This is a genomic window from Streptococcus sp. STC1396, assembly GCF_058933875.1.
Genome location: NZ_JBZYCU010000031.1, coordinates 1 through 23,310, shown reverse-complemented (window position 1 = coordinate 23,310; position 23,310 = coordinate 1). Strand labels below are relative to the sequence as shown.

The 23,310-nt window shown below is 38.4% G+C and carries 28 protein-coding genes and 6 tRNA genes; 10 read left to right on the top strand and 24 right to left on the bottom strand.

Annotated elements, in window-relative coordinates; translation table 11 throughout:
• Window positions 1–47 precede the first annotated feature (47 nt).
• The 6 genes from AC5FEC_RS09550 to AC5FEC_RS09525 all read left to right on the top strand — a co-directional run bounded on the left by AC5FEC_RS09550 (window position 48) and on the right by AC5FEC_RS09525 (window position 559).
• A tRNA-Phe gene (locus tag AC5FEC_RS09550) sits at window positions 48–120 on the top strand.
• A 16-nt stretch (window positions 121–136) separates the two neighbouring features.
• Window positions 137–217, top strand: a tRNA-Tyr gene (locus AC5FEC_RS09545).
• 6 nt (window positions 218–223) lie between these two features.
• Window positions 224–294: transfer RNA gene (locus AC5FEC_RS09540), tRNA-Trp, on the top strand.
• 13 nt (window positions 295–307) lie between these two features.
• A tRNA-His gene (locus AC5FEC_RS09535) sits at window positions 308–380 on the top strand.
• A 16-nt stretch (window positions 381–396) separates the two neighbouring features.
• Window positions 397–468, top strand: a tRNA-Gln gene (locus tag AC5FEC_RS09530).
• Window positions 469–475: 7 nt separating this feature from the next.
• Window positions 476–559: transfer RNA gene (locus tag AC5FEC_RS09525), tRNA-Leu, on the top strand.
• A 61-nt stretch (window positions 560–620) separates the two neighbouring features.
• Here the strand turns inward: AC5FEC_RS09525 and AC5FEC_RS09520 are convergent.
• From AC5FEC_RS09520 to AC5FEC_RS09410, 23 genes are all read right to left on the bottom strand, one after another.
• Window positions 621–1,772 (bottom strand): tyrosine-type recombinase/integrase, encoded by a 1,152-nt coding sequence (locus tag AC5FEC_RS09520; RefSeq protein WP_493662029.1) that lies wholly within the window; start codon window positions 1,770–1,772, stop codon window positions 621–623.
• 52 nt (window positions 1,773–1,824) lie between these two features.
• Window positions 1,825–2,163 (bottom strand): DUF771 domain-containing protein, encoded by a 339-nt coding sequence (locus tag AC5FEC_RS09515; protein ID WP_061595053.1) that lies wholly within the window; start codon window positions 2,161–2,163, stop codon window positions 1,825–1,827.
• Window positions 2,164–2,205: 42 nt separating this feature from the next.
• A complete protein-coding gene (locus AC5FEC_RS09510) occupies window positions 2,206–2,472 on the bottom strand; it encodes a hypothetical protein (RefSeq protein ID WP_125337912.1) in 267 nt (88 codons plus the stop codon).
• Window positions 2,473–2,493: 21 nt separating this feature from the next.
• Window positions 2,494–3,564, bottom strand: coding sequence for a phage tail tip lysozyme (locus AC5FEC_RS09505; RefSeq protein ID WP_125337911.1), 1,071 nt, complete (start codon window positions 3,562–3,564; stop codon window positions 2,494–2,496).
• On the bottom strand, window positions 3,561–5,921 hold the full coding sequence (locus tag AC5FEC_RS09500; RefSeq protein WP_493662028.1) for an MntP/YtaF family protein: 2,361 nt from the start codon (window positions 5,919–5,921) through the stop codon (window positions 3,561–3,563). The genes AC5FEC_RS09505 and AC5FEC_RS09500 overlap by 4 nt, the downstream gene beginning before the upstream one ends.
• On the bottom strand, window positions 5,921–8,434 hold the full coding sequence (locus tag AC5FEC_RS09495; RefSeq protein ID WP_493662027.1) for an ATP-binding protein: 2,514 nt from the start codon (window positions 8,432–8,434) through the stop codon (window positions 5,921–5,923). The genes AC5FEC_RS09500 and AC5FEC_RS09495 overlap by 1 nt, the downstream gene beginning before the upstream one ends.
• Entirely contained in the window at window positions 8,418–8,846 is a 429-nt protein-coding gene (locus AC5FEC_RS09490) for a TcpE family conjugal transfer membrane protein (protein WP_032908047.1), read from the bottom strand. The genes AC5FEC_RS09495 and AC5FEC_RS09490 overlap by 17 nt, the downstream gene beginning before the upstream one ends.
• Before the next feature lie 4 nt (window positions 8,847–8,850).
• Complete coding sequence (locus tag AC5FEC_RS09485; RefSeq protein WP_061595049.1) at window positions 8,851–9,084, bottom strand: TcpD family membrane protein; 234 nt, start codon at window positions 9,082–9,084, stop codon at window positions 8,851–8,853.
• Window positions 9,085–9,101: 17 nt separating this feature from the next.
• Window positions 9,102–10,058 (bottom strand): conjugal transfer protein, encoded by a 957-nt coding sequence (locus AC5FEC_RS09480; protein WP_493662026.1) that lies wholly within the window; start codon window positions 10,056–10,058, stop codon window positions 9,102–9,104.
• A gap of 79 nt (window positions 10,059–10,137) precedes the next feature.
• Window positions 10,138–10,374 (bottom strand): hypothetical protein, encoded by a 237-nt coding sequence (locus tag AC5FEC_RS09475; protein WP_061592362.1) that lies wholly within the window; start codon window positions 10,372–10,374, stop codon window positions 10,138–10,140.
• Window positions 10,375–10,389: 15 nt separating this feature from the next.
• Window positions 10,390–10,860 (bottom strand): hypothetical protein, encoded by a 471-nt coding sequence (locus tag AC5FEC_RS09470; RefSeq protein ID WP_061592361.1) that lies wholly within the window; start codon window positions 10,858–10,860, stop codon window positions 10,390–10,392.
• Window positions 10,857–11,306: an LPD11 domain-containing protein gene (locus AC5FEC_RS09465; RefSeq protein WP_061592360.1), complete on the bottom strand. Its 450-nt coding sequence runs from the start codon at window positions 11,304–11,306 to the stop codon at window positions 10,857–10,859. The genes AC5FEC_RS09470 and AC5FEC_RS09465 overlap by 4 nt, the downstream gene beginning before the upstream one ends.
• Before the next feature lie 11 nt (window positions 11,307–11,317).
• On the bottom strand, window positions 11,318–11,584 hold the full coding sequence (locus AC5FEC_RS09460) for a hypothetical protein (protein WP_061592359.1): 267 nt from the start codon (window positions 11,582–11,584) through the stop codon (window positions 11,318–11,320).
• A gap of 84 nt (window positions 11,585–11,668) precedes the next feature.
• Window positions 11,669–12,457 (bottom strand): DNA methyltransferase, encoded by a 789-nt coding sequence (locus AC5FEC_RS09455; RefSeq protein ID WP_125445709.1) that lies wholly within the window; start codon window positions 12,455–12,457, stop codon window positions 11,669–11,671.
• Between the two features lie 5 nt (window positions 12,458–12,462).
• Window positions 12,463–12,903, bottom strand: coding sequence for a hypothetical protein (locus tag AC5FEC_RS09450; RefSeq protein ID WP_061592357.1), 441 nt, complete (start codon window positions 12,901–12,903; stop codon window positions 12,463–12,465).
• Entirely contained in the window at window positions 12,900–14,153 is a 1,254-nt protein-coding gene (locus AC5FEC_RS09445) for a replication initiation factor domain-containing protein (RefSeq protein WP_061592356.1), read from the bottom strand. The genes AC5FEC_RS09450 and AC5FEC_RS09445 overlap by 4 nt, the downstream gene beginning before the upstream one ends.
• Before the next feature lie 204 nt (window positions 14,154–14,357).
• Entirely contained in the window at window positions 14,358–15,881 is a 1,524-nt protein-coding gene (locus tag AC5FEC_RS09440) for an FtsK/SpoIIIE domain-containing protein (protein WP_493662025.1), read from the bottom strand.
• A gap of 181 nt (window positions 15,882–16,062) precedes the next feature.
• A complete protein-coding gene (locus AC5FEC_RS09435) occupies window positions 16,063–16,461 on the bottom strand; it encodes a hypothetical protein (RefSeq protein ID WP_493662024.1) in 399 nt (132 codons plus the stop codon).
• An 18-nt stretch (window positions 16,462–16,479) separates the two neighbouring features.
• Window positions 16,480–16,794, bottom strand: a complete 315-nt coding sequence (locus AC5FEC_RS09430; protein ID WP_061592353.1) for a hypothetical protein — start codon at window positions 16,792–16,794, stop codon at window positions 16,480–16,482.
• A gap of 96 nt (window positions 16,795–16,890) precedes the next feature.
• Window positions 16,891–17,106 carry a hypothetical protein gene (locus AC5FEC_RS09425; protein WP_061592352.1) on the bottom strand — a complete coding sequence of 72 codons (216 nt, stop codon included), beginning with the start codon at window positions 17,104–17,106 and terminating at the stop codon, window positions 16,891–16,893.
• A 2-nt stretch (window positions 17,107–17,108) separates the two neighbouring features.
• Window positions 17,109–17,336 carry a hypothetical protein gene (locus AC5FEC_RS09420; protein ID WP_061592351.1) on the bottom strand — a complete coding sequence of 76 codons (228 nt, stop codon included), beginning with the start codon at window positions 17,334–17,336 and terminating at the stop codon, window positions 17,109–17,111.
• A gap of 392 nt (window positions 17,337–17,728) precedes the next feature.
• Window positions 17,729–18,031 carry a hypothetical protein gene (locus AC5FEC_RS09415; RefSeq protein WP_493662023.1) on the bottom strand — a complete coding sequence of 101 codons (303 nt, stop codon included), beginning with the start codon at window positions 18,029–18,031 and terminating at the stop codon, window positions 17,729–17,731.
• Between the two features lie 88 nt (window positions 18,032–18,119).
• The gene (locus tag AC5FEC_RS09410; protein WP_493662022.1) at window positions 18,120–18,350 is read right to left on the bottom strand and encodes a hypothetical protein; all 231 of its coding nucleotides are present in this window, start codon (window positions 18,348–18,350) and stop codon (window positions 18,120–18,122) included.
• A 727-nt stretch (window positions 18,351–19,077) separates the two neighbouring features.
• Between AC5FEC_RS09410 and AC5FEC_RS09405 the strand changes: the two genes are divergently transcribed.
• Both AC5FEC_RS09405 and AC5FEC_RS09400 read left to right on the top strand, forming a co-directional pair.
• On the top strand, window positions 19,078–19,440 hold the full coding sequence (locus AC5FEC_RS09405) for a helix-turn-helix domain-containing protein (protein ID WP_493662021.1): 363 nt from the start codon (window positions 19,078–19,080) through the stop codon (window positions 19,438–19,440).
• Complete coding sequence (locus AC5FEC_RS09400) at window positions 19,437–20,315, top strand: ImmA/IrrE family metallo-endopeptidase (RefSeq protein ID WP_493662020.1); 879 nt, start codon at window positions 19,437–19,439, stop codon at window positions 20,313–20,315. Before AC5FEC_RS09405 ends, AC5FEC_RS09400 begins: the two co-directional genes overlap by 4 nt.
• Before the next feature lie 6 nt (window positions 20,316–20,321).
• On the opposite strand, the gene AC5FEC_RS09395 is transcribed toward AC5FEC_RS09400, so the two are convergent.
• Complete coding sequence (locus AC5FEC_RS09395; RefSeq protein ID WP_223320643.1) at window positions 20,322–20,762, bottom strand: hypothetical protein; 441 nt, start codon at window positions 20,760–20,762, stop codon at window positions 20,322–20,324.
• A gap of 581 nt (window positions 20,763–21,343) precedes the next feature.
• Between AC5FEC_RS09395 and AC5FEC_RS09390 the strand changes: the two genes are divergently transcribed.
• Together AC5FEC_RS09390 and AC5FEC_RS09385 are read left to right on the top strand one after the other, a co-directional pair.
• Window positions 21,344–21,886 carry a Bsp6I family type II restriction endonuclease gene (locus tag AC5FEC_RS09390; RefSeq protein ID WP_493662019.1) on the top strand — a complete coding sequence of 181 codons (543 nt, stop codon included), beginning with the start codon at window positions 21,344–21,346 and terminating at the stop codon, window positions 21,884–21,886.
• 102 nt (window positions 21,887–21,988) lie between these two features.
• Window positions 21,989–22,945: a DNA cytosine methyltransferase gene (locus AC5FEC_RS09385; RefSeq protein WP_493662018.1), complete on the top strand. Its 957-nt coding sequence runs from the start codon at window positions 21,989–21,991 to the stop codon at window positions 22,943–22,945.
• Window positions 22,946–23,310 lie beyond the last annotated feature (365 nt).

Below are 23,310 nucleotides of genomic sequence, written 5' to 3'. Positions count from 1 at the left end.
GCTCATAACCCGAAGGTCGTAGGTTCAAATCCTGCTCCCGCAATTTTGGCTCGGTAGCTCAGTTGGTAGAGCAATGGATTGAAGCTCCATGTGTCGGCGGTTCGATTCCGTCTCGCGCCATTTTATTGATAATTTAGGAAGGGTAGCGAAGAGGCTAAACGCGGCGGACTGTAAATCCGCTCCTTCGGGTTCGGGGGTTCGAATCCCTCCCCTTCCATCCTTTACGGGCATAGTTTAAAGGTAGAACTAAGGTCTCCAAAACCTTCAGTGTGGGTTCAATTCCTACTGCCCGTGTTTTTGGAATATGGCGGGTGTGGTGAAGTGGTTAACACACCAGATTGTGGCTCTGGCATGCGTGGGTTCGATCCCCATCACTCGCCTATTTCTTTTGATTATTGGGGTATCGCCAAGCGGTAAGGCAAGGGACTTTGACTCCCTCATGCGTTGGTTCGAATCCAGCTACCCCAGTTACTTTGCCGGCGTGGCGGAATTGGCAGACGCGCTGGACTCAAAATCCAGTGTCCGCAAGGACGTGCCGGTTCGACCCCGGCCGCCGGTATAGCTTAAGTTTTAGAAACGTTGTTTTATCAGCGTTTCTTTTATTTTTGGTCAACTTTTGGTCAACTTTGCAGTTTTTCATTTAGCTGAGACAATAGATTTCTCACTTTATTATTCTCTTCATCTGCTTTTTCTTTGATTAAATGTCCATAAGTTTCTGTTATTTCAGTTATATCCTTATGACCCATAAGCTTTGAAACAGCCCAAATATCAATCCCCATTGCTAAAAGAGAGCTGCAATAACTATGCCTTAACCCTGTACTTGTCATATTTAATGGTTTAATATTCAACTCCTGGAGTATATTTTTAAGCCATTTATTCACCGTATTATTGCTACTTATACCATTGAATAAATCAAAAAAAACTACATTGTCTGTATTCTCTAGTCCATAGAATGGCAATAATTCTTCTTGGATATTTTTCAAATTTCTAAGGATTTCTATAACTTTAAAGTCAACTGGAATAAATCGGATAGAGTCCTCAGTTTTAGGCTTTGTCCATCGTCTTCTTACTGTATCATAACGACGATAGGTACGGATACCTTGACGCTCCCAGAGAACACAATCCCAACTCAATCCCGAAACCTCACCAGCTCGCAAACCTGTCTTTAGTTGCACATATAGCTGGAAAGGAACTACAGATTTTCTATAATCCAAGTGTTCTTCAAGATAAACTGCTAAACGTGCATAATCTTTTAGACTATGGATATACCTATCTTTCTTCCCTTTAGGAGAAGGTCGCCCAGACAATATAACTCCTTCAGCAAAATCATGAATATTAATCTTATCCCTTTTTGCAAAAATAATGACTTTCTTAATTTCAGAGTTTAAACGGCTAACATTATCCCGACTATTTGTTCTAGCATAAACATTTATAATTTCCTGGTATTCACTTGATCGAATATCACATACCGGCTTATCCTGGAAATACTTCTGTATAATCTTCCCACGGAATCTATGTTTGTTTAAAGCAGATTCTGATTTTCCTAAAGGTAGAATCTGTAATTCAAACCAACGCTCCCATAACTGATACAGAGTAACTTCTCTATCAACGACTACTCCATTTTTTACTTTCATCTCAAAAGCAAGAGCTTCAATCTGAGCTTCTTTCTTTGTCCGAAAACCAGAATTAGATGCAATCACTTTCTTTTTACTGTCAAAGACCCTATAGTCCCATAATTTCTTCTTACCTCGCTGTCTATATGATATAGCCATATTTACCCCTTCCTAAAAAAGCGATAATCAAGACTTTGTCCCGACTATTATATCATGCTCCAATAAGAATTTCCCGAAAATTCTTTTCAAAGTATTCCTTTGTTTTTGAAGCTAAAAATAAATATTTCCCACCCTGAGCGCTTGGATACTTAACAAAACCTTTGGGATTTTGTTCAATATCAATTTCCTGCTTAATCGATGGCCGATAAAGGATATGTTCAATTAACCAAGGACGACTAACTGAAAGCAGCTCCAAAAGCTCATTCATAGTCATATATTTTCCTTTGTTAGCATTCTTTTTCAGCTCCTCATACTCTCCCTTTTCAATAATGACTTTATCTTCTGGAAGAGCAATAGTAATATTTTCTAAATTAACAATCAATTTATTCATAGTTTGTCTCACCTTTCACAAAACAATAAGCAAGCCTATTTCTTAGACTTGCTCATATGTTGCTTCAAAAATCTTTTCCTTGACAGTCCAGACTTCATTGTCATTTCCAATGATGAGATAATCACCAATCCCAAAATTGAATTGACCTTCAAGGGTCTGAACAGTCAAGTTATCAAGGTCTAATCGCTCCTCCTGTTCCAGCCATTCTTTGTTTTCAGGAACAATCTGAATAGCATAAGCTGGAATCGGACGCTTCACATATTTAGAAATTCCAAGAGATTCCGCTTTTTCTTTAGTTAATGTTTTCATTTTATTTCTCCATTTCCATTTTTAATGTCCATCCACATACCAAAACTGCTTAGCCGTATTGGCATCGAAAACCCTGTAGCCCACTGTCATAGCTGGCACCCCAACAACATTCATTTCAGAAATCAAGACTGAACCGTCAGACCTAACCTCCTCACAAAATGCCACGTGGCCATAAGTAGGATCAGAGCCAGCCTGCCCCTGGACAAACGAGACAGCAGTATGCTTCTTAGGCGTATGACTAGATTTATAACCAGCTTTTTGCCACCACTGACCGCCATTTCCCATGAAAGAATCAAACTGGATACCGAGCTGTTTTGCCCTATTAAACACGTACCATGTACACTGGCCTGCTGGATAAGAGCCACTACCATCATAAGCATGACCGTCATACTGGCTGATATTCCCCCAGCCCTCTGGTACAGCTACCGAGCTAGAACCTGTATTATTTTCCTGATTAAAGGTTGCTTGGGCATCCTTTAAAATATCATAGATAACCTCCGCCCATTGTTCAATATCACTGACTTTGGTCTGAGAATCACTGATTGCTACTCCCTCATAATATTGCGACCAATCTCGGGCTGCTTGCTTAGGATCTGTGCTAGGTCCAACCTTTTCGACCACTTGGGCATAAGGCCCCTCTAATTCAGCACTCATCAGGTCTATTTGGATTTGCTTATCTAGCTTTTTTTCTTTGGCTTGGGCCCAGCGATCACCATTAATGGTACTGGACCACCCAGACCACTGATAGAAACCGGCGACACCACCACTAGGATTAACGGCTGTATGATCAAAGCCGCATTCCCGATAAGCTACAGCCAGACTGCCACTTGTCCCCTGTAAGGTGAAGTGGTGCTGGTTCATTAGCCGGGCTCCAAAATCTAAAGCAGTCTGTGCATTTTCTTCACTCAACTGACGGCCCGTCTTCTCTGTAAATTTCTGGGCAAACTCTTGGGCAGAAACAGAAATCCCTCCAGAAGTAGCCGAATAAGTTTGAGAATCAACTGAACCACTGCCAATCACCAGAAAAACAAGAGTAAAGAAAAGAACTGAAACAGTCCCTAACCCGATTAGTCCTCGCTTAATTGCTTTCATTTTACCCCTTTCTCAAATAATTCATCCGCTGGATTATTTTGGTGTTGCTGCTTTTGCCATTCTCGTTTCAACTTCGGTGCTGACAAACGCTCTTTCCAATCATTCTTAAATCCTGGTTCCATATTTCTACGCCTTTCATCTCGGAAACGGTCAAAATTGATAGAATCTTGTCGCCGCTTCTCTGTACGCTCCAAGCGCTCTTGTCTACGGTATTGCCGCTCTTGATGAGCTAACTGGACAGGTGTATCTGTATCGCCAGCCAAGTCATGGACCTTAGCTCTGAGAGACTCACCTTTTGCAGCTGCAAACAAGTCCTGTAAGCCTTCTGCTCGATCTTGCAACTGACGCTTGAAATCTGCCCTCCGTTGTTGAGACAGTTGCTTATCCAATGTGTCTTCCTCGCCATATCTTAAGCGGTCATAGGCTTGTACTGTTGCATTTTTACCGGCTCTAAACAAGGTACCCAAGGACTTTTTAAAACTTGCCTGAGGAGATGCCACAGGAATAGTATCAGAGGAAAAGTTAGCCGGTCGAACAGTTTGACTAGGTCCATAGCTTTCTGTAGCTGTAGAAAGTTTTGGCATAGAAAAGCGATCAAAGTTAAACTGAGCTTTCTGAGCCAACTCCTGAGCAGAAATGGTTCCCTTGACAAAGAGACCGCCCAACAGGTGACGGCAACGATAGAGAACAATCCAAATCAGCCCTTGAATAATAGCAGACCAAAAATAAATATCGTTCATACCGCCAGCGGCACCTTCGACCAAGCCATTGACATACAGAAAAGCTCGCACAAAGAAGAGACCAAGACCGCCTAATAAGGCAAACTGCATCAGTTTCTTACTTGCGTTGCCAAGAACTTGTTCAAAACCTGGAATCATAGCAATAAAGAGCAAAATAACCGAACAAACAATCATCAGTAAAGCAAGATATTTAAAGACAATTGAGATTAACCCAATGACAATTAAAGCAAAGCCAATAACCAGCGCTTTTATAAAGGCCGCAAAGGCTGTGAAAATCTTGACACCAACCGAACCAAAGGAAACTTGTTCAATTTTTTCATTTTTTTTAGCAAATGTTTCAACATCCTTTGGATCACCTTTTGTTACAAATAACTCTTTAATTTTATCTTCTGTTACAACATTTTTATCCGTTGTATTAAAATTAAGGGCTAAAAACGGCTCATAAACCAATTTGTCGAAAATTGCATTCTTAACAGAATCAATATTATTCTTGCCATTTTGACTAGACAAGGTTGCATTATCTGCATCAATAGCATCAAACCCTTTAATAGCAGTAGAAGTCATATCTTGTCCCAGTCCGTCTGCCATTTTAACTAGGACTGAAAGATTATAACTTGCAGGTACTTGGGAATCACCATAATTGGGCTGAAAAGAGGCTGGCTGATAAAGTAATGCAGCCACAAACCAGACCAAAAGAAAGCGGAAAGACCAAATAGGAAAACGGCGAGTTTTGAAAAATTCTGTCAAGCCACCAAAAAGAGCCAATCCATAAACCAGATATTTGTAGTCCGTCATGAAAGTATTGAAAAAGTTAGCTGAGAAGCCGACAACCTTATCTAACTCTTTATAAGTGTTCGCTGTAAAAACCTGTTCCAAAATGATGATAACTAAGCAATAGATTGCTTTGACCAGGAAAAAGATTCCTTGAGCAATGGCATTGACGGCTTTAGGAAAAAGATCATCAGAATTAAAGAAGCCACCTTCTACATAAATGTAAGAAGTCAGCTTAGACATATCTGCTGGATTGACCGTTTCTCTAGCATTGTTCAGGTATTCCTGAGCTTCCTCCCGTGCTTTGGCATCATCTAGCTTACTTCCCACTTGTTCATTGTAGTTGTTTTGAGTTGTTTTCAGCTCCTGAATTTGAGAAGCATCTTCCTTATCCTTGTTCTGTTCAATATACTTATTAATATCTTCTATATCTTTCCCAGCTTTTTTAATATCCTTGGTAGAAGCATTTTTGTTCTTGAGGATTTTATCAACATTTTCAGCTTTCTGTTGAATAGATTGGTAATCGTCATCTTTTTCGATTTTTTTTTCGTCTTTTTTCTTCTTATCCTGCTTGTTTTTCTGTTGTTGTGCCTCTCTAGCTTTTGCCTCTTGAACATTAGGAGGAGAATAGCTATAAGATTGCTTAGGGACAATATTGTTATTTGAATTAGGATTATATCCATTAGCTCCTGGCTGAGGAGCGCCTGTATTTGTACTGGGAGCTGGTGAATCGGTGTTATAACCATTAGCACCAGGCATCGGAGCACCGTTAGCATATACAAGAACTACGGGAAAACAAGTCAAGATAAGAATGAAGAAAATCCATTTCATCCGTTTCTTGTTCATTAAGCTACCTCCTCTTTTTGATTTTCTTGATTGCGAACAGTTCTGAAAAGTTCGCTAACTTCTGGGAAGAATAGACCATCAACGGTAATCCGTTCTACCCGACCATGCGTATCTTTCATGAGACATTGGGCCTTGGTCAAATTATCAAACCAGGCCTTACTATCTTCTGTCACTTCCACTTTAAGACGAGAGAGAACCTTTTCAGCAGATCCAGGAGTATCATTATGGAAACAAAGATAAGTTCCAAATGATGTTGCTTCTCCATCTGCTCGATTGGAATCCTCTGGCAGTTGGGAAGTAAAAACATAGAAATTATTTTGAGAGCGGCCAACCCGTTTAATCCGGTCCTGGAGGCCCCGTCCATAAGCTGTAATACTCAATACCCAGGCTTCATCTTGACCAATTACAGTTTTCTGTCCGTAGTCTCGTTCACCAAATTTGATACAAAAATCACCCAGAGCATAGAGCACCGCCATAGCTTTTCTATTTTGTAAGGTCAATTCTGAGTGTTCATCTGCTGGTAGGTCCAAATGCGCAATTTCCAGAATCGTATTGCGAGCAGTCAGGTCAACGGCTGAATTGGTACCGTCTGAAAAGACCAAACTCAATACAGAAGCAGTCACTTTTTCCAATAGATTTTCAGCTGACTCTCGGACTTTCTCAACATCAGATTGCATCAGCTCTTGAATGACGGACAAGGTTCCTACTTTTTCACCTTTGGCCCGTTTGGCCGCAAAGACCCGAATCATCTTAGAAAGTTCAGTCTCAAATTTATCCTTACCATCCAGAGGCATGAATTCGTTGACCATGGAAAGAATCAGGTCCTTTGCCTGCTCCCCGCTTAAAAAAACCAGCGGATCCAGCACCCCATGATTTTCAGGTTTTGTATAATCCAAAGTCACAAAGTGGATGCTCCGGATATAATCCTGAATTTCTGGATAGATATTCTTTTCTTCCAGCTCCTTCAAAAGTTTGTTATACCAGTAGCGCTTTTCCATTTTCGGATCAATGTAGAGTGTTTGGCAGTTCAGCAAACTAGCATAGTAGAAAATGTAGGAAATGGCAAAAGTTTTTCCCTGACCGGTATCGCCTGTAACAGAGATATGCGGATTATCGGTACTCTTACCTTCTACCTTTTCATTCGCCTCCAGAATATTGACAAAGACCGGTTTGTCAGAAGCGGCTATAGCCTCTTCATATCGACCATGCCAAGAGCTCAGCTGACTGTCAATCATCCCAAAGTAAAAGCCAGTATCTTGACCAACTTTTTGAGTGACAAAAAACAAGTCTTCTGCTAAAGCTCCGACTTCATCAATTTGGATAAAGTTTTTATCCTCGGACTGAAGCAGTTCCCCAAAGCGATTTTTGGCAAACAGATATAACTGGTAAGGAGTGGCCCGAGAGAGTTTGATTTTGCCACTTTTCATTTCTTCCATCAGCAAGTTAATTTTCTGCTTTAAAACCCTCAAATCACTATCAAAAACGACCAAAGTCTGCAGGTAATTGAGAATAGGAATACCATCTTCAATTTTGGATTCAATATCCTCTACTAGATATTTACTCTGACCAACAGAATTTTTCTGTACACTATCTGCTTCTGCAGACTCTGTCTGAGCCCCTTTCAATTTCAAGCGAACATTACGGGCCTTGGTCCGGATATTGTTAAAGGGCAGCCCCTTGACCTTGGCAAACTTAGCCTTGGTCCAAACTTCTACCGGAAACCCTAATGACTGCACTTTTTCGATAAAATGCAGGTAGGAGGCATTTTCTGGCTTATAAGCCACTGGAAGAAAGGCTACATATTGAGAGCCTTCTTCATTTTGGAACTCCAGAACATTAATACGCTTGTAATCAATATTCTTGTCTCCCAAGTTATCAATCCAGTTTTCAACCAAATTCACTTCATATTCTTTATCAACATTCAAAGAATGTAAATATGAATAGCGATTAACAAAAATCGTCTCTCGAGTTGACAGCCGGCGATAATCGAGCAGGGACAAATCTTTTTCCAGTTCTGCCCGTTGTTTTTCGTACTTTAATTCCCACCCTTCCATTATGCTTTTTTGAAGCCCCAAACTCTCTACCAGAAAATCAGAAGCTGTATTGATAGAATCCTGGATTACTTCTTTTAGATCCACGGAAATAGTAAAAGATTTCAGAGGAATACTGATAAAGTAATGATAGTCACACAATTCTTTAGATGACAACAAATAATCATAGGACTTTTCAAGGACTGAATAGGCCATATCTTCTGTATCGGTCGCAAAGTTTTGAGAAAGCTTCTGAAATTTTTTCAGTAGGTCTTTTTGAAAAGGAAGCATGACAATATCCACATCGCCATAGTTTTTAATATTAGTTAGCCAGGCTTCAACAGATGCCTTAAATTTTTCCTTTTTGGTAAAGTCTACGGGATTAATGTCTTGGGGATTGACCTCATACAAGGCAAAGACACTGCCATCTTTTTTTAACATCAGGTTATCAACAATATCTACAATTTCATTCGTTAGTTTCACTCAATTTCCCCTCTTTCTTTAAGATATAATCTGGTTTGTAATACAAAATACCATCATTCAGATATTTCAGCTTACGTTTTCGGCCATAAACCCGATAAAATTTTAGATAATCACGGATAAAACGACTGATTTTCTGCTGCTCAATCGTAAAATCAGATAGGACAATCCCTGAACTCCAAATGATAGGTGTCCCAACCCCAATCCAAAACGGCATAGGAATTGGAATAACTTTCGTTACAAAATTTGAAAACAGCCAATAATAAGCCAAAAACAAAAAAGCCGTCCAGCCAAGTGTAGACAGCTTGATTGCGTTAGGCAGAGAAAAACGATCGGAAAATTTTTGAATCCAAGTTGGCTGCTCAAAAGCAGAGCGATAGTGATATAATCGCTTATCTTTTTTCTCAAATGCCATTGCCTCACCCACCAATCTTGAAAAGATTGACCAGTATAGACAAGATTTCAGAGACTTTGTTCAACACCAATTCTGGTTGGTAGCAGAAAAAAGCGACGGCCAAACCAATTCCAATAGACTTCAAAATCTTTCCGCCGGACCGATCTGTTAAAAATGTAACAATACCAGCTCCTGCACCAATTCCAAGGGCACCCCAAGCCCCTACGTCTTTCAACAATAAAAGGATAACTTCTTTCATTCGTTACCTACTCTCCTTTACTTCATTTGTTTTCGGTATTTTTCAGCAATCCCATATTCAAAACTTTGAACACGGAACGTATCATTTTCTTTGTCTACTTTCAAAGTGACCACAAAGTTTTCTTGATGGGACAGTCCCAGACCGTCCGTAAAGGTAACTTGCAGTACATCTACCAGCTTATCTTTATGATCCTTATCCGTAATAAAATAAGAATAATCAATAGAGGTCAGTTTGTACCCTTCCAAGGGCTGAATATCCTTTGAAAAAGGGGTTAGCTGTGTTTTATCACCGCTGGCATAAGCTGTAAACAAAGCTTGAACATACTCTTTGGCTTTACCAAACTCTTGTTTGCTATCCTGCTGGTCCTGCAAGTGGATACCAGCTTTTACATTTTTGGCCGCATAAGAATTTTCCTTAGTGAAATAAGGCAAGTCTGAAACATAGAATTTATTATCCTTAACGGCATAAGGAATATGAAGCAAGCCATAGTTTGATTGCCATTCCTCCCCTGCCTTAACAGAATAAGTGACCCGATAAGTCGCTAAATTATCTGTTACCTCTACTAAGGTAGCGCCTGTTAGCTGACTATCCATTCGGTTGTTTTCTGTGTTTTTAATGTCAATGCCTGATCCGTAGTATTCCTTGAGTTTGGCTTGATTTTCAGCATTATTTTCTGAGAAGTAAACATTTAAAAATTCCATCATAAAAAGACTGACCTGATTAGAATAGGTCCGAGAATTTTTGTTTGTTACCTGGATCTCGTTTTTATCATCCCTCAAACTACGAAAGGTGTTGGAAACAATGGTTAGGGTTGATAAGAGTACGACCCCAGCCACAAAGCCCAGAAGCAAACGATTAGCCGCCTTCTGGCTGATTTTCCGGGGCTTCAGCTCTACCTTGCTTTTGTTTGGTTTGGGAAACTTTACTTTCCCAACCTCCTTTTTTAGTTGAGAAAACCATTTTTTTACATTCAAATTTATTCTCCTTTACATATATTTTCCACTAAAACGGACATTTTTAAAATTGTCTGCCAAAACGGAAAGTTAGTTAACGCTAGGCCGGAACCAGGTTAAGAACAAGCTCATCGTAAGCCTCAATGTCGCCCATCACGGCATCCATCTGTTGCTTCGTAATCCTAGCTTGATCTACATATTCCTGTAGTTCCCGGAAGCACCAATAAACCGCTTCGCCGTACGATAAGTCATCCTCAATCAATTCCCCGTCATCACGCCAAACTGAGTAAGGATTTTCTTCTTTCGAAAAATCCTTATGAATAGTGTAAACAGGCATGATTACCTCCTTTCTTCATTCACATGATACATAGAACCCTTTGCTGGTATTAAGTACCACTCCCTGATCTATATAAGCCTGGATGGCCCTAACCCAGCTGGAAGCCTGGAAGAAAAATTCCACTACGCTATCCATATCAGCCCCCTCCAGGAGCTGCTTCATCAAAGCAGTCTCATCTTTAGAAACAAAGCGGTAGTAGTGGCTCATGATAAAGCTGGGAGATTGATGATGTTTTAACATGTGTTGTACCAAGAAATCATCCCCGTCGTACAACTCCAGGATCACTTTTTTTAAAAGATAGGCTTCCTGCAGGGACATGATTGAATCAACTTCCCAATCAGAAAAGCCACAAATGAAAAAGGAATCTTCCTTAATTCCTCTTTCTTCCATTCTGGCCAATACCGCCTCTTTACTGAATTTCATCAAATCCAACTGGCATAAAGACCGGCTATTGCCATCCGTCAGCACCCGAATATTTGCAATCATTTGTCCTCCTCAGTCATTCTCCTTTCATACTGTAAAATTTCTTCCCAAGTCAACCATTCAGGCTTTTCACCCTCTGGAAATTTCTTCCACAATTTTTTCATTTCCGCAATCTGATCCGGGACATTACCAGCCCAAAGATGCCCCTCATACCGATCGCCATAACCTAAAAAATAGTCACAGTCTGTCTGTAATCTACTTAACATCATATAATCAAAATGATAAGGATTTTGGCGGTTTTTGTAATCTTCCAAGTAGGCTTTTAGCTCAGATAATTCCAAAAAACCGTCCAGACCGTAACCAAAAGTATCATCTTCCTCTGGCAAGACATAGAGTTGGCCTTTGAAAGATTCTGTCACTCCGATTTTTTCCAAAGCGCTAATCTGAAAAGGCAAGGGGAAACGCCCCCTTTGTCCCGTCTCCGTATTTGTCACAATCGCAAATTCCATGTCACCGACTCCTAAACAAGGGCCGCTAGTCGCTTGCCAGTACCGTACATGCTTTGAGAAATGGTGTTTAATTTCTCATTTTGCCTGTAGTAGATCCGCAGTTGAGTCTGGATTTCCCGGATCTGATCAATCGGAAGGGCAATCACCATGTCCCCTTTTAACTTACTGTTAAGCGTTCCTGCAATCGTATAGGCTTCCCGGTAATTGTGAGCAATCAATAGTTCTGAAAGCTGGGCTGTCAATGATAAAATTTCTTTTTCCAAAGTTCCTTGTGCCATTCTTGTACCTCATTTCTAGTATTTTATCCATAAATAACTATCTTATGGATGGGCTTCTAATAATGAATTCTTTTCCCATTTCCTTTATGCTCCTTTTTTCTTTAATTCAAAAATATAAGCCTTATATATGACATTAAAAATATCCGCCACCAACTTTTGCGGAATATTTGAACGCTCATTATAAGACTTGGAGAAATTTTTCAAAGTCATTTCTGGCTTAATAATTTCTTTTTTTAGATTAAGATAGACATTACTTGCAAATGTCGTCCTCTTTTGCAAAGGATAGTCATAATTGTTGTACCTAGTTAAATTTTTATATGGAATTTTGAAACCAATAATATCTTCAATATACGGCCATAAACGATCACCTGCAGGGTTTTCAATGACCCAAAACAGAGGATTGTAACGCTTAATAATTTCAATCGTATTAAAAGCGGTCAATTCTCCATTGATTCGTTTCAAGAACTGGTGCTCATATCGGTAATTGATAGGAGCTTTTTCATAGTCATCATTGGAACGAATAGTAAAAGGAGACGGCTGCACCTGAGGAGCAAATAGACTGTCTGATACATCATTTCGTTTCCAACAGGCATTACCCTGATCCATAGCGGAAGCATTAGACCAACTCTCACAGGGTGGACTGGCAATAATCAAATCAGGCCTAGGTAACTGATCCAGCGTTTCAAACATCTTATTATCTCCGAAAAGCCGTCCATAATCCGCAAGATCCAGACTAATAAAATGCTCATTCTTGCCTTCAATGTCTATCCCAACAGGATAAATATCAATGTTTGTCTCCTTGGAATCATTTAGAGCCTGAACACCTTTTGTATAACTGCCATTGCCACTGTCAAAAAGCGCCCAAACTGTCATTTGTTTCATACACTCCCCCCTCTGTCTAACTGCAATCGACCCAAACCAGAAACTTTTAGAAACTCTCTCAGTTCTGAGAGCAACCGACGAATCATTCTATGCCTATCAATCGTTATTCGCAAAAAATACTCTTGAACAGATTCCTCATAGGAGAAAAGAGAGAGAAGCAGCTCCTGCTTTTTTTCCAAAGCTAGATCATCCAGCGCCTGCAGGTAAGCCCGTGTTTGGTTCTTGAATTTGAGAGCAACCGCACGATCATTCAGATAGGCAGAAGAATAACGCTTCTGACGTAGAAGATTTAGCTCCTGGCGCATTTCCTGATACTGAAAACTAGAAACTTCCGGCTCATAGTATTCCCGATTAGGAATCGCCAGGACCACATTAACCAACAAGCCTGTATAATTGCCATAAGCTTCATAGTATGCTTTTAAATAAGCCTCAATCATAGGACCGCCTTTCTTACTAGGTTTTCATAGGAATCCGCATAACCTTCCTCCTCGATTAGAGAAAGAAACTGTTTCTCATCATCATCTGAAAGCACCGCCTCCCGGATAATCTGAGATAATTTTTTGACCCCTCGGATTTCCTCCAACATCAAGACCCTTTTTAAGGTACGGGCCACACTCCGCTCAATCCAACGATATTCCTTGACTCCTATTTCACAAAGCTCAGGACACATGACGAACTTAAAAGCCTCATAGGATCCCATCAAGGCATACCAATCCGAATCCAACTGCCGGCCGCCTCTGGTCTGCTTATAGACATGGATTTTATCATTGATTAGACCAACTGCTCTGCCGGCCACATCAAATTGATAACTTTCCGCCCACTCTTTCACAAACTGGTTAGCCGCTTCATCATTGAGACGGACCTCATACCGATTTTTAAATTGGTAATACTCACGGACAAACTCCACAGGCACATCCAACTTACCCGCTTGCTCCAGGTCTTTCTCATAAAAGTTGAAAAAGACAGGAGAATTTCTTGACCCAAAATAAAAAGACTTGCCTTGAGACTGGCTTCCAGATGACTTATCTACCAACTGGAATGATTTTGCTTTTGTCTCAATCAAGCCTTTATCGTAACGGTCTTTTAAATCAGGCAGGGGATAGTTGCCCTCTGGATTGTATAGCTCATCTAAAGCGATATCCAAGCGGGTAAACTTCAAAAAATCCGCTGCAGCTTCTGGAGAAGCCGTAGATTTTTGGGCAAAGCTGACACAAGAACAAACAAAATCCTTCCAGTCTCGCTTTTGTTCTGTCTGCAGGTAGTATTCAAACTGACGGCAGCCAGCCCCCGAAAACTCTACCAAGGTTCCCATGTGATGATCATTCTCTGACCAGTAAATATTGATATTTTGGAACTCAATCTTATAATGATAAGAATAAAGGCCCTTTTTTTGTTCGGAAAATTGTTTTTCCCCCAGGCGCAATACCTTATCAATAATGGTCTTATAATCTAAGGTTTTAAATCGAACCCGCAGATAGTCAATCTTTCCTTCTAACCGGGTTCCCTTGAGTTTCTGCTGGTTGAAAAATAGCCGCTGAAACTTTTTCTGGGAAACCTTGGGAAGTTCCCGCTCCCCAATCTCGATTTTCTTATAAGTGTTATAGTTTACATCTAGGAGCGCTGAAAATTCTTTCAGCGAAAAGCCCAGGTGTCGGCGGATTCGTTTCAATTCTTTGTAATCAAACATAGTCCTCACTTTCTTACTAATTTTATCAGCTATTTAGGGCGAAATTCCTTGAGCTGACACTATTTTTCACACTTTCTTGTACCTACCCCTACCCCCGTATTACCAAACGGGGGTAGGAAGGTTTCAGCCTGCCCTGGGCAGGCCTCACCACTCCGGCTTGTGCAGCCGTGCGGCCGTGCTTTCCCGCCCAGGCGGGCACTGCACTCACTGCACAGCACCGGACGCTAATTCCTCCTGACGGTCCACTATCCGCTTGACAACGACCTTATAGGTGTCATTAGTCAACTCTTTATCCGCCATAATCTGGACTAACAAGTTCTGGACCTGGTCAGACAGGGCAGCACCTGCAGAAGATTCCACCTCATAGCCGTTTTCTACCAGTAGTTCCATGATTTTTCTGGCCGTAGACAAAGGCAAATCATTCTCTTTAGCAAAATCAGCTAGGCTTGTTTGTTGAGCCATAGCCTCAACTGGCAAACTTGGGAGTCCTTCTTTGTTTTTTTCTAAAGGATTGAAAGGATTGGCAATTCTAGGATAGGCTTCATAGACATCATAGAAATTAAAATCCTTAGTGACCAATGGGCTGTAGTACTCCTGGGCCAACTCACCGACAACGGCCGCATAACCACGGTAAACCCGCTTACCGGCTAGGCGAGTATAATTTTTAAACCGTTTGTTTTTATTCTCATCCCCGAACATCATCGGATACCCAGTATCACTGAGTTTTCCGATTGAGATATGGAACATCATATTGTCCCGAATGATAGTCGGGAGATCCTGGGCGCTAGGTTTTTGCATGAGCTTAATCAGAAAGACCCCGGCTTGCCGGCCCTGTAAAATCAACTGCTTGTCTGCAGCCATAAAGCGCTCCCTTAATACATAGTTTCCGCTCTCCATGGAAGCAACCAAGGAATTAAATTCATCACAGAGAATGAAATAAGGCTCTAACCCATACTTATCAAAAGAACCCAATTCTTTTTCTCCCCGTTCAGCGGCCAGCTTCCGCATGGTAGCCATCCGATTATGCATAATCTCTACACCATTTTCAAAACACGATACAATCTTTTCTGTATCGTAATGGATTCTGCCTTTCAAAACCTCCAGGTTTTCCAAGGGAACAAAATCAGCCCGCTTGGGATCGCAGGCATCCACTACACCAATTTTGAGCAGGGCAATGAGGACGGCACGGATAAAAGTTGTTTTCCCGCCGCCAGTTCCTCCAGCAACAAGCAAATGGGGGGATTCAACAAAATTCCACCATAGATTTTTAGCCAGTTTGATTCCTTTTTTGGGATCATAAGTGACCTCGCTAGCATGGATCCGATTGAGAAAGGCAGCATAGGCTAATTGATAGACAACAAACTTTTCCCCGTCCACCTTATCCATAAAATCCATAAAGAAGGCTGTTTCAAACTCTGAACCCAAATTCAGAAACTGCTCTTGAAATTTATTTCCCTGGAGTTCCAGGGAAATAAACAACTCATAAGACTTCTGTTTTACATAGACTTTCGGAAAGACAATTTTTCTTTTTACCCCCTTTTCTGTCTTTTTTACCTTCTCTATATAAAAACTATGATCCTTGAGAAAGCGGGCCATGATATACAAGCGTATCCACTTCTTGTAAAAGAGAAAACGCTCCTCAAAATAACGGTGTAAGAATCTTGTTAAGAACGGAACCAGCAGTAGTAAACTACCAAGAAAGACCAGGAGCAGCTTATCCATATCCATCAACTGCTCCAGGTTACAATAAGCCAAAAAAGCTATCCCTGACAAAAAGACAAGGCTAATAAATCCTTGTAAAATCGCATTAATCTTCAACATCCAGGGACGAATCTTCACCCCTCGATAGGTCAACACCTCACGAATAACCGATATTTCAGACACCCCCTTTCAGCAAGAAAAGCCAGTTTTAACCAGCTTTTTCTTCCTTAGGTGGCTGCTTCATGCCCCCCAGGCGCTCATATCCATCAACCCGTAAAGAGAAACCAAAATCAGTGATCTCTTGACGGTTGTCCCCAAAGCCAACCGCATTAGGAAAGTTATAAATGAAAGGAGAAGCAGCGCCAATAATCTGGATCTCTGTCATAAACGGCAGTTCTTCATAGGTTTTTCCTGGAGATAATTTCAGCTGTAGATTATCCCCGATTTTGTCAGAATACACGATTGCATGGGTAACTTCCATTTCATCCGTCCGCTGACCGTCATTAAAGACCGGTCGCTTTTCCAAGGAAAGAAATTTCAAGTTTCCGAGATTGGCCCGGACATCATAAACAGTACCTTGGTTAAATTTATCCACATTAAAAGTCATTTAATATCACTCCTTTTCTTATTTTGCAGGTTTAATCCGATCAGCAGTAAAGATAATTTCCCGCTTGGTCTTGCCCCGAGATTGAACGCTGCCAACCGTCATTGTCAGATTTTCCAAAATAACCTTAGTCAGCTTGTTAGGGACGAAACTATTATCCAAACCGTTTACACGTACCTGCACATCCTGTTGTTTTTCGCCACTTACAGTGAAAATCCGGTAGGGATCAAACATTGTTCTCCCACTTGGGACCCGTTCGGTTACAGTTGGAACAGCATAGACATCTGCTCCAATAACTTCCTTTGCCTGAATTGGCAATTTTTGTAAATCAGCCATTTAATTTTTCCTCATTTCTGTTTTTGTTTTTTTATTTGATTCTGAATAAAAAATAACTGCAGGAGCACGAGGCAATTTCATAGTCTTACTCCATTTCTAATCTAAAATACAAATTTCTTTTCTTTTTGAATTATAGTAAGCCCTCCCGCCAAATAAATTCAAAAAGTCATTTAGTTCTTCCAAAGACTGGAAATTCATCATAATATCAATTTCATCAATTTCGTAGTGATATTTTTTGAAAATTTCAGCATGTCTTGCAATACTTTTATGAGCATTAAACATACTTTTATTAAAAATTACCGCGTATTTCATTTTCAAATCCCTAAATATTCTTTCTTCAAGAGGCGCTGATAGTCATTCTTGCAGTCCATCAGACGCTTAGAAAAGCTATCATGGCTATCATGACGACTAAAAATAGTTTCCATTTCGCCCAAGCTTGCACGATAACATGCTTCACAGCGTGTCCAATCATCCCGATACATCCTCATAGAAAACTTGAAATTTTCTATGATTCCTTTAAATCGTTCTTCAAAATAGTCCATCTACTAACTCCTTTCAATTTTCCAATGTTCCTTTTCAATAATTCGCTGATAGGGTCGCATTAAATGAGTTGTGACAATCTTATCTTGTTTCAAAGATTTCTCATTCAATCGATTTAATTCGTTCAAGCTAGACTTGCACAACCTTAAGAGCATCAAACGATCCGCAGCATATATCTCGAAGGAAAATAAAAAGTTATCGAAAATTCTTCGATAACCCTTTCTATAATATTCAACTACTTCATCACTATAATTCATTTCACTTTCATCTATACCCCTTTCATAAAATTAAAAATTATCATAATCATCAGCATAAAAACAAAAACAGAAAGAGAAAGAGCTAGTAGTAACGTTCCAAACATAAACCATAATACTCTCTTTAGCATATTCTCACCTCAATCTTTCCAAATTACAATATTGGTCCATTTAGCTTTTGTTTTCAGCAAAAACCGCATCATTCCTGTTTGCGCTTGGCCACCATAGATAATAAATTGACCATCTTCAATATACATTTTCAAATATTCCTGGTCAAATTCGGGTAAGTCAGCAGCAAAACAAATATTTGCTTTCTTTTCCATTTTCACAATGATAAAGCCACGATCAGAAAAAAATAAAGCCACATCATTGTTTTTACTACGATTTTTCAATAAACTTAATAACAGTTGCTTTCGATACCAATTTAAAAAATACTTACTCATGGACAAACCTCCTTTCTTCAAAAATACCAGTAAATCTGGCAGCAATTTCATCTGCTTAAAAGAGTAGAAACAATGCTAGACTTTCTTTTTAAGTATACTGACCTTTTCCATCTACCAAATAAGTAAGTGCCTGATCCATAACCTGAGTAAGAGAAGCTTTGTATTCCTCAACTGCCCGATCATAGGTAGCTACCAACTCTTTCGGTAACCCTTCTGCCCATTCGACATCCTCAATCAACACCTTTTCTGCCAAAGAATTCCGAAACTTCTTTTCACGTTCCACTTCACCAATCAACTTGTACAATGATTCACGATTCATCCCACAACCTCACTTTCCTTTAAAAACAAAAAGCGAACAATCCAATTAGATTATCCGCTCCAAATCATATTAAGTTTTCTATACATTTTTTTCTACTCTTCTAAACAGACGAATCTGTTTAGGCGTGCTCCTATCATCGCAACGCTACTTTCACCCTGTCTCACAACAAAGCTACTCACTCGAATAAGTCACGAATTTAACCCAGTATCACCTGGCTCTCTTTCTCACCTTATCCATTAGCAAACAGCCTAAAAGGCTATTCACACACCGCCCGCATTTAGTTCTACATTCATCATGTAGTGCCTCCACCTCTCGGTAGCAGTTCCTGATGATTTATCCAAGTCAGCTCATCAGGCTAAAAGCTGGTGCGTGTGCTCTTAGATTTTCAGAATCTAGAACAACTCCAGCCTCCCTCGCTTTTAACCCCCAAAACTTAAGTTTGACATATCGTCAATTTTAAGATATAATTAACTTGCTACAGTTAAGTGTGTTAGTTGGTTTCAGTGGGAACTGTCTGACGCACTTTTTTAAAATTTTCAAAGATCTAAATGAATCTATATATCAAACCTTACTGCTCAATTTTTTACTTATCCAATAATAACATTAAGTAAGAATTTGATTAGACGTTTTATACTCTATTGAGTATATTTAAATTATATACTCTTTTGAATATATTGTCAAGAGGTTTTTGAAATTTTTTAAAAATATTTTTTAACCGAGGTCACTCATGTTTCCAGAAAGACTGAAAGCCCTGCGTTTAGAGGCAGGACTTACACAAAGTGAGATAGCAAAACACTTTGGAATAAAACAACCAAATTATCAACAATGGGAAAGTGGAAAAAGGAACCCTTCTGGAGAAACTTTAGAAAAATTCGCCACTTTTTTTGGAGTCTCTACAGATTATCTTTTAGGGAACACTGATGTAAAAAACCAGCCTAAATCAGCCCTAGAGTCCGCAGAATTCATGTTTAGAAAAACTGTAGATGACTTTAATCTGACAAAAGAACAACAAGAGCAATTTAAAATTGATATTGACAATTTTATTGAAATGCGCAGAAAAGCCTTTGAAGAAGATAAAAATCAAGAATGAATCCCATTTATAGAAATATTGCCGACTTTGCCAGAAAAGAAATTTATCAATTCATCAAACTACATAATATTTCTTTGCTCAGCTATTCCTTTGAAACGTACTTTCAAGCGATGAAAGAAAAATACAATTTCAAGGTTTTAGAACATCATATTGAAAATGATCTAATCTCAGGCATTACTATGATTGATTCCCAAGGAATTTCTATCTCTTATGAAGAAGATTGCATCCAAGAGAGACAGAATTTCACAAAGTGTCATGAATTAGGCCACCTTGTTTTAAAGCATAATGGAAATTTTTTTACTGAAAGTTTAGCAAATAAAACCACTCAGGAACTAGAAGCAGATTACTTTGCTTCTATTATTTTAATGCCAGACATTGTGCTCCTGACTAAAATTTTCTACCAAAAAAAATCTTATCAAGAAGTCATGCACGACCTATCTGTTTCAAACAAGGCCCTAGAAGTTCGATTAACTCAATTATTTCAGCACTATACAGATATAACCTATCCTAAGGCTAAAGGACTTGTCACAAGCTTTAGAGCTGGTACAGCCGCTAAACAAAAGCTTTTAACACTTTTGGATGTTATCAAAGACAATATCATCAGCAACTATGAAAAAATTCAAGTAGCTGCCACGGACAGATTAAAACTATTGTTAGATAAAAAAGACTTTATTACTCACAAAGAATTACCAGAGCTTAAAGATCAATCCTTTTGCCAAAAAGTAAGAAGAATATTCCCCGATATTAAGACCTGGTCCAAATATGACCGAGGTAAAACTCTCTGGTATGCCTGGAATAGCAAAAAAATGACTGAAAAAGAAGTTCAACGAGCTGTCAATTTTGCCTTATATGATCTACAAAATAAAAACGACTAATTTTTACTAGTCGTTTTCATAATCCCATTCAGACATTTTTTTAGCCTTCTTATAAATCTCTGAACCTTCCTTCACGTATGAATCATTATTAAATGTTAAAACACCATCTTTCAAAACATAAGGATATTCATGTAAATTTGTTTCTTGAACTACAATCACCTGTTTTTCAGTATCCACACGCCACATGTCCCCCTCATTTTCATCACCATATTTCGTAGAATAAGCATCTTTAAACAAAGCTGTCTTCCCATCAATTTTCAATGTATTATCTTCAATGATTGTATTGCTATTACGGTGATAAACGTAGTAAGTACCATCTAAGCTATTGCCCAAATTGGTTACCCCGCCAGTACTATTAATGATAATCAAATACACAACAAGAGCTACAGCTGCAATACCTCCAAGAATACTCCAAACAAATTTTTTATTAAATAATTTTTCTTCCATCTCTCCACCTCCAAAAACTATCTATAAATATTATACTATAAAACATATAAAAAAGACATTTAAACTTTATTCTTCTCTTTTCAAAATTTCTGATAGCATATCTAACCGAGAACGCATTCGCCAGATCTGCAACTTCAGTTCTTTATTAGTTTTATCCCATCTAAATTGTTGGGAAACATCTTGAATGCTCCAGAGCATATCTTCTTTTGTAAAATTATGTTGAAACTTATCCATAAATCAATTGTAGCATATTTTGCTGATAAGAAATAATTCTCCCTGAAATGCACTTTTTTCACCCCCAAATGACCATGATAAATTTCTGCTTTACACTATAAACAATCATTTCTTTTTTTCTAATAAAGTCAATTATATCATTAACTTTTGGCAGGAATAGATACTGTCAATAAATCTCTTTCTAGTAATGTTTCGCAACTTATTTTACAATACCCAACTGTGTGAATTTATTACTCATTTATATACTAATTACAAATAAATTAAATTCAAGTGTTTATAAAACTCCTCCAAATTATTAATTTTTTTGATATAATTATTTTGAGGATAAAACAATCCAAGGTATAAAATTGGTTTATAAAAAATTTAGCTATATTCAAATTGATGACGCTAGAATCAATGAAACTTGTGACGCTTATTTCAAATGGAAAGACCTAAATACATACATAAAGAGTACCAGTTCGCGAGGTATGAATATGCCTGATGCAATCAGCGAACCTATGGGATGCTATTGTTTAGGTTATCTTTGGAATCGTGGTGACGAAGTTGGGGATGGAACAGACCCTGCAACTGGTAAAAAAATTGAATTTAAAGCTACGTCAAATTTTGAAGGAGATTTATCTTCATTTGGTCCAAAAACTGTATTTGACAATCTCGTGTTCCTGAGATTTAATCTTAATACTAATCAGCTATATATTTATGATTTAAAAATTGACTCAAAGCAGTTTGGAAGCTATCCAGCTAATCAAACACAAACCATTCAAGAGCAAAAAAACGAAGGTCGACGTCCACATGTCAGTCTACAAAAGTTATTTGTTGATGCTCAAGGACTTGAACCAGATATTATTTTTGATATAAGACGCTGTCAAATTATTAAAGATAATCGAAAATAAATAGAAAGGGGATTGTTTTATCCTCTTTCTTTAGACGTAAATATTGCGGCTTGCTGCTTTTTTTTGTATAATAAAATTATTAAATTTAAGGAGATATTCTGAATGATTAAAGTAGCTTCTTTTTTTGCAGGAGTTGGAGGCATTGATTTAGGTTTTGAAAAAGCAGGATTCAAAACGATTTATGCCAATGAATTTGATAGTTATGCAGCTGAAACCTTTGAATTAAATTTTAATATTAATGTTGACCAGAGAGATATTAATACAGTACCTGCTAATGAAATTCCAGATTTTGACATTATGCTTGCAGGCTTTCCATGTCAAGCCTTTTCTATTGCAGGTTACCGTCAAGGGTTTAATGACGAACAAGGGAGGGGGAATTTGTTTTTTGAATTAGTTCGTATTCTAGAATCGAAAAGACCGCGTGTTGCATTCTTTGAAAACGTAAAAAATTTGGTATCACATGATAATGGAAATACTTTTAGAGTTATTTGTTCGGAGCTTGATAAACTTGGGTATAAGTATCTTTTTCAAGTTTTGAATGCTGCAGAATATGGAAATATTCCCCAAAATAGAGAACGTATATATATTGTAGCTTTTAGAGATAAAGAAGATTATGCTAATTTTGACTTGCCAAAATCAATACCATTAAATAAAACAATTCACAACGTTATTGATTTCGATAATAAAGTAGATGATAAATTTTATTATACTGCCGAAAAAAATAAATTTTTTGATGAATTAAAAAATAATATGACAAAGCATGATACAACATATCAATGGAGAAGAAAATATGTTCGTGAAAATAAAAGTAAACTCGTTCCAACTTTAACCGCCAATATGGGAACTGGTGGACATAATGTTCCATTAATTTTAACAAATAGTAATAAAATTAGGAAGTTAACTCCACGTGAATGCTTCAACGTGCAGGGATTTCCAACAGATTATAAACTCCCTAATCAAAGTAATGGCAGATTATATAAACAAGCTGGGAATAGTGTTACAGTTCCAGTTGTTGAACGGATAGCCAAAAATATAGCTAAAGCTATATACAAAAATTAAGGAAAATATATGTTACTTTACACTAAGATTTTTCCAATTTTTAGATATAATTCTAGTGCTACTTCTGGTGGTATAAAATGCTTTAATATTTATTGTTTAGAGTATTTTTGGTCACCCATTTGGTCAACCTTTAAAATTTCAATACTATTAAGTAAGTGACAAAGTCCTGATAAATCACGGTTCTTGTTTTTCTATTTTGTTGATTTCAATTAATTTTTACCGGCCGCCGGTATAGTTGAAAGAGTCTGGGACAAAAGTCCGACCTCAAATATAAAAAGCGAACAAAACTAGTTTTCTGGTAATCAGAATTCTGCTTTGTTCGCTTTTCGCATTTAATTATAGATTTGAAGGGCTTAATAATTAAG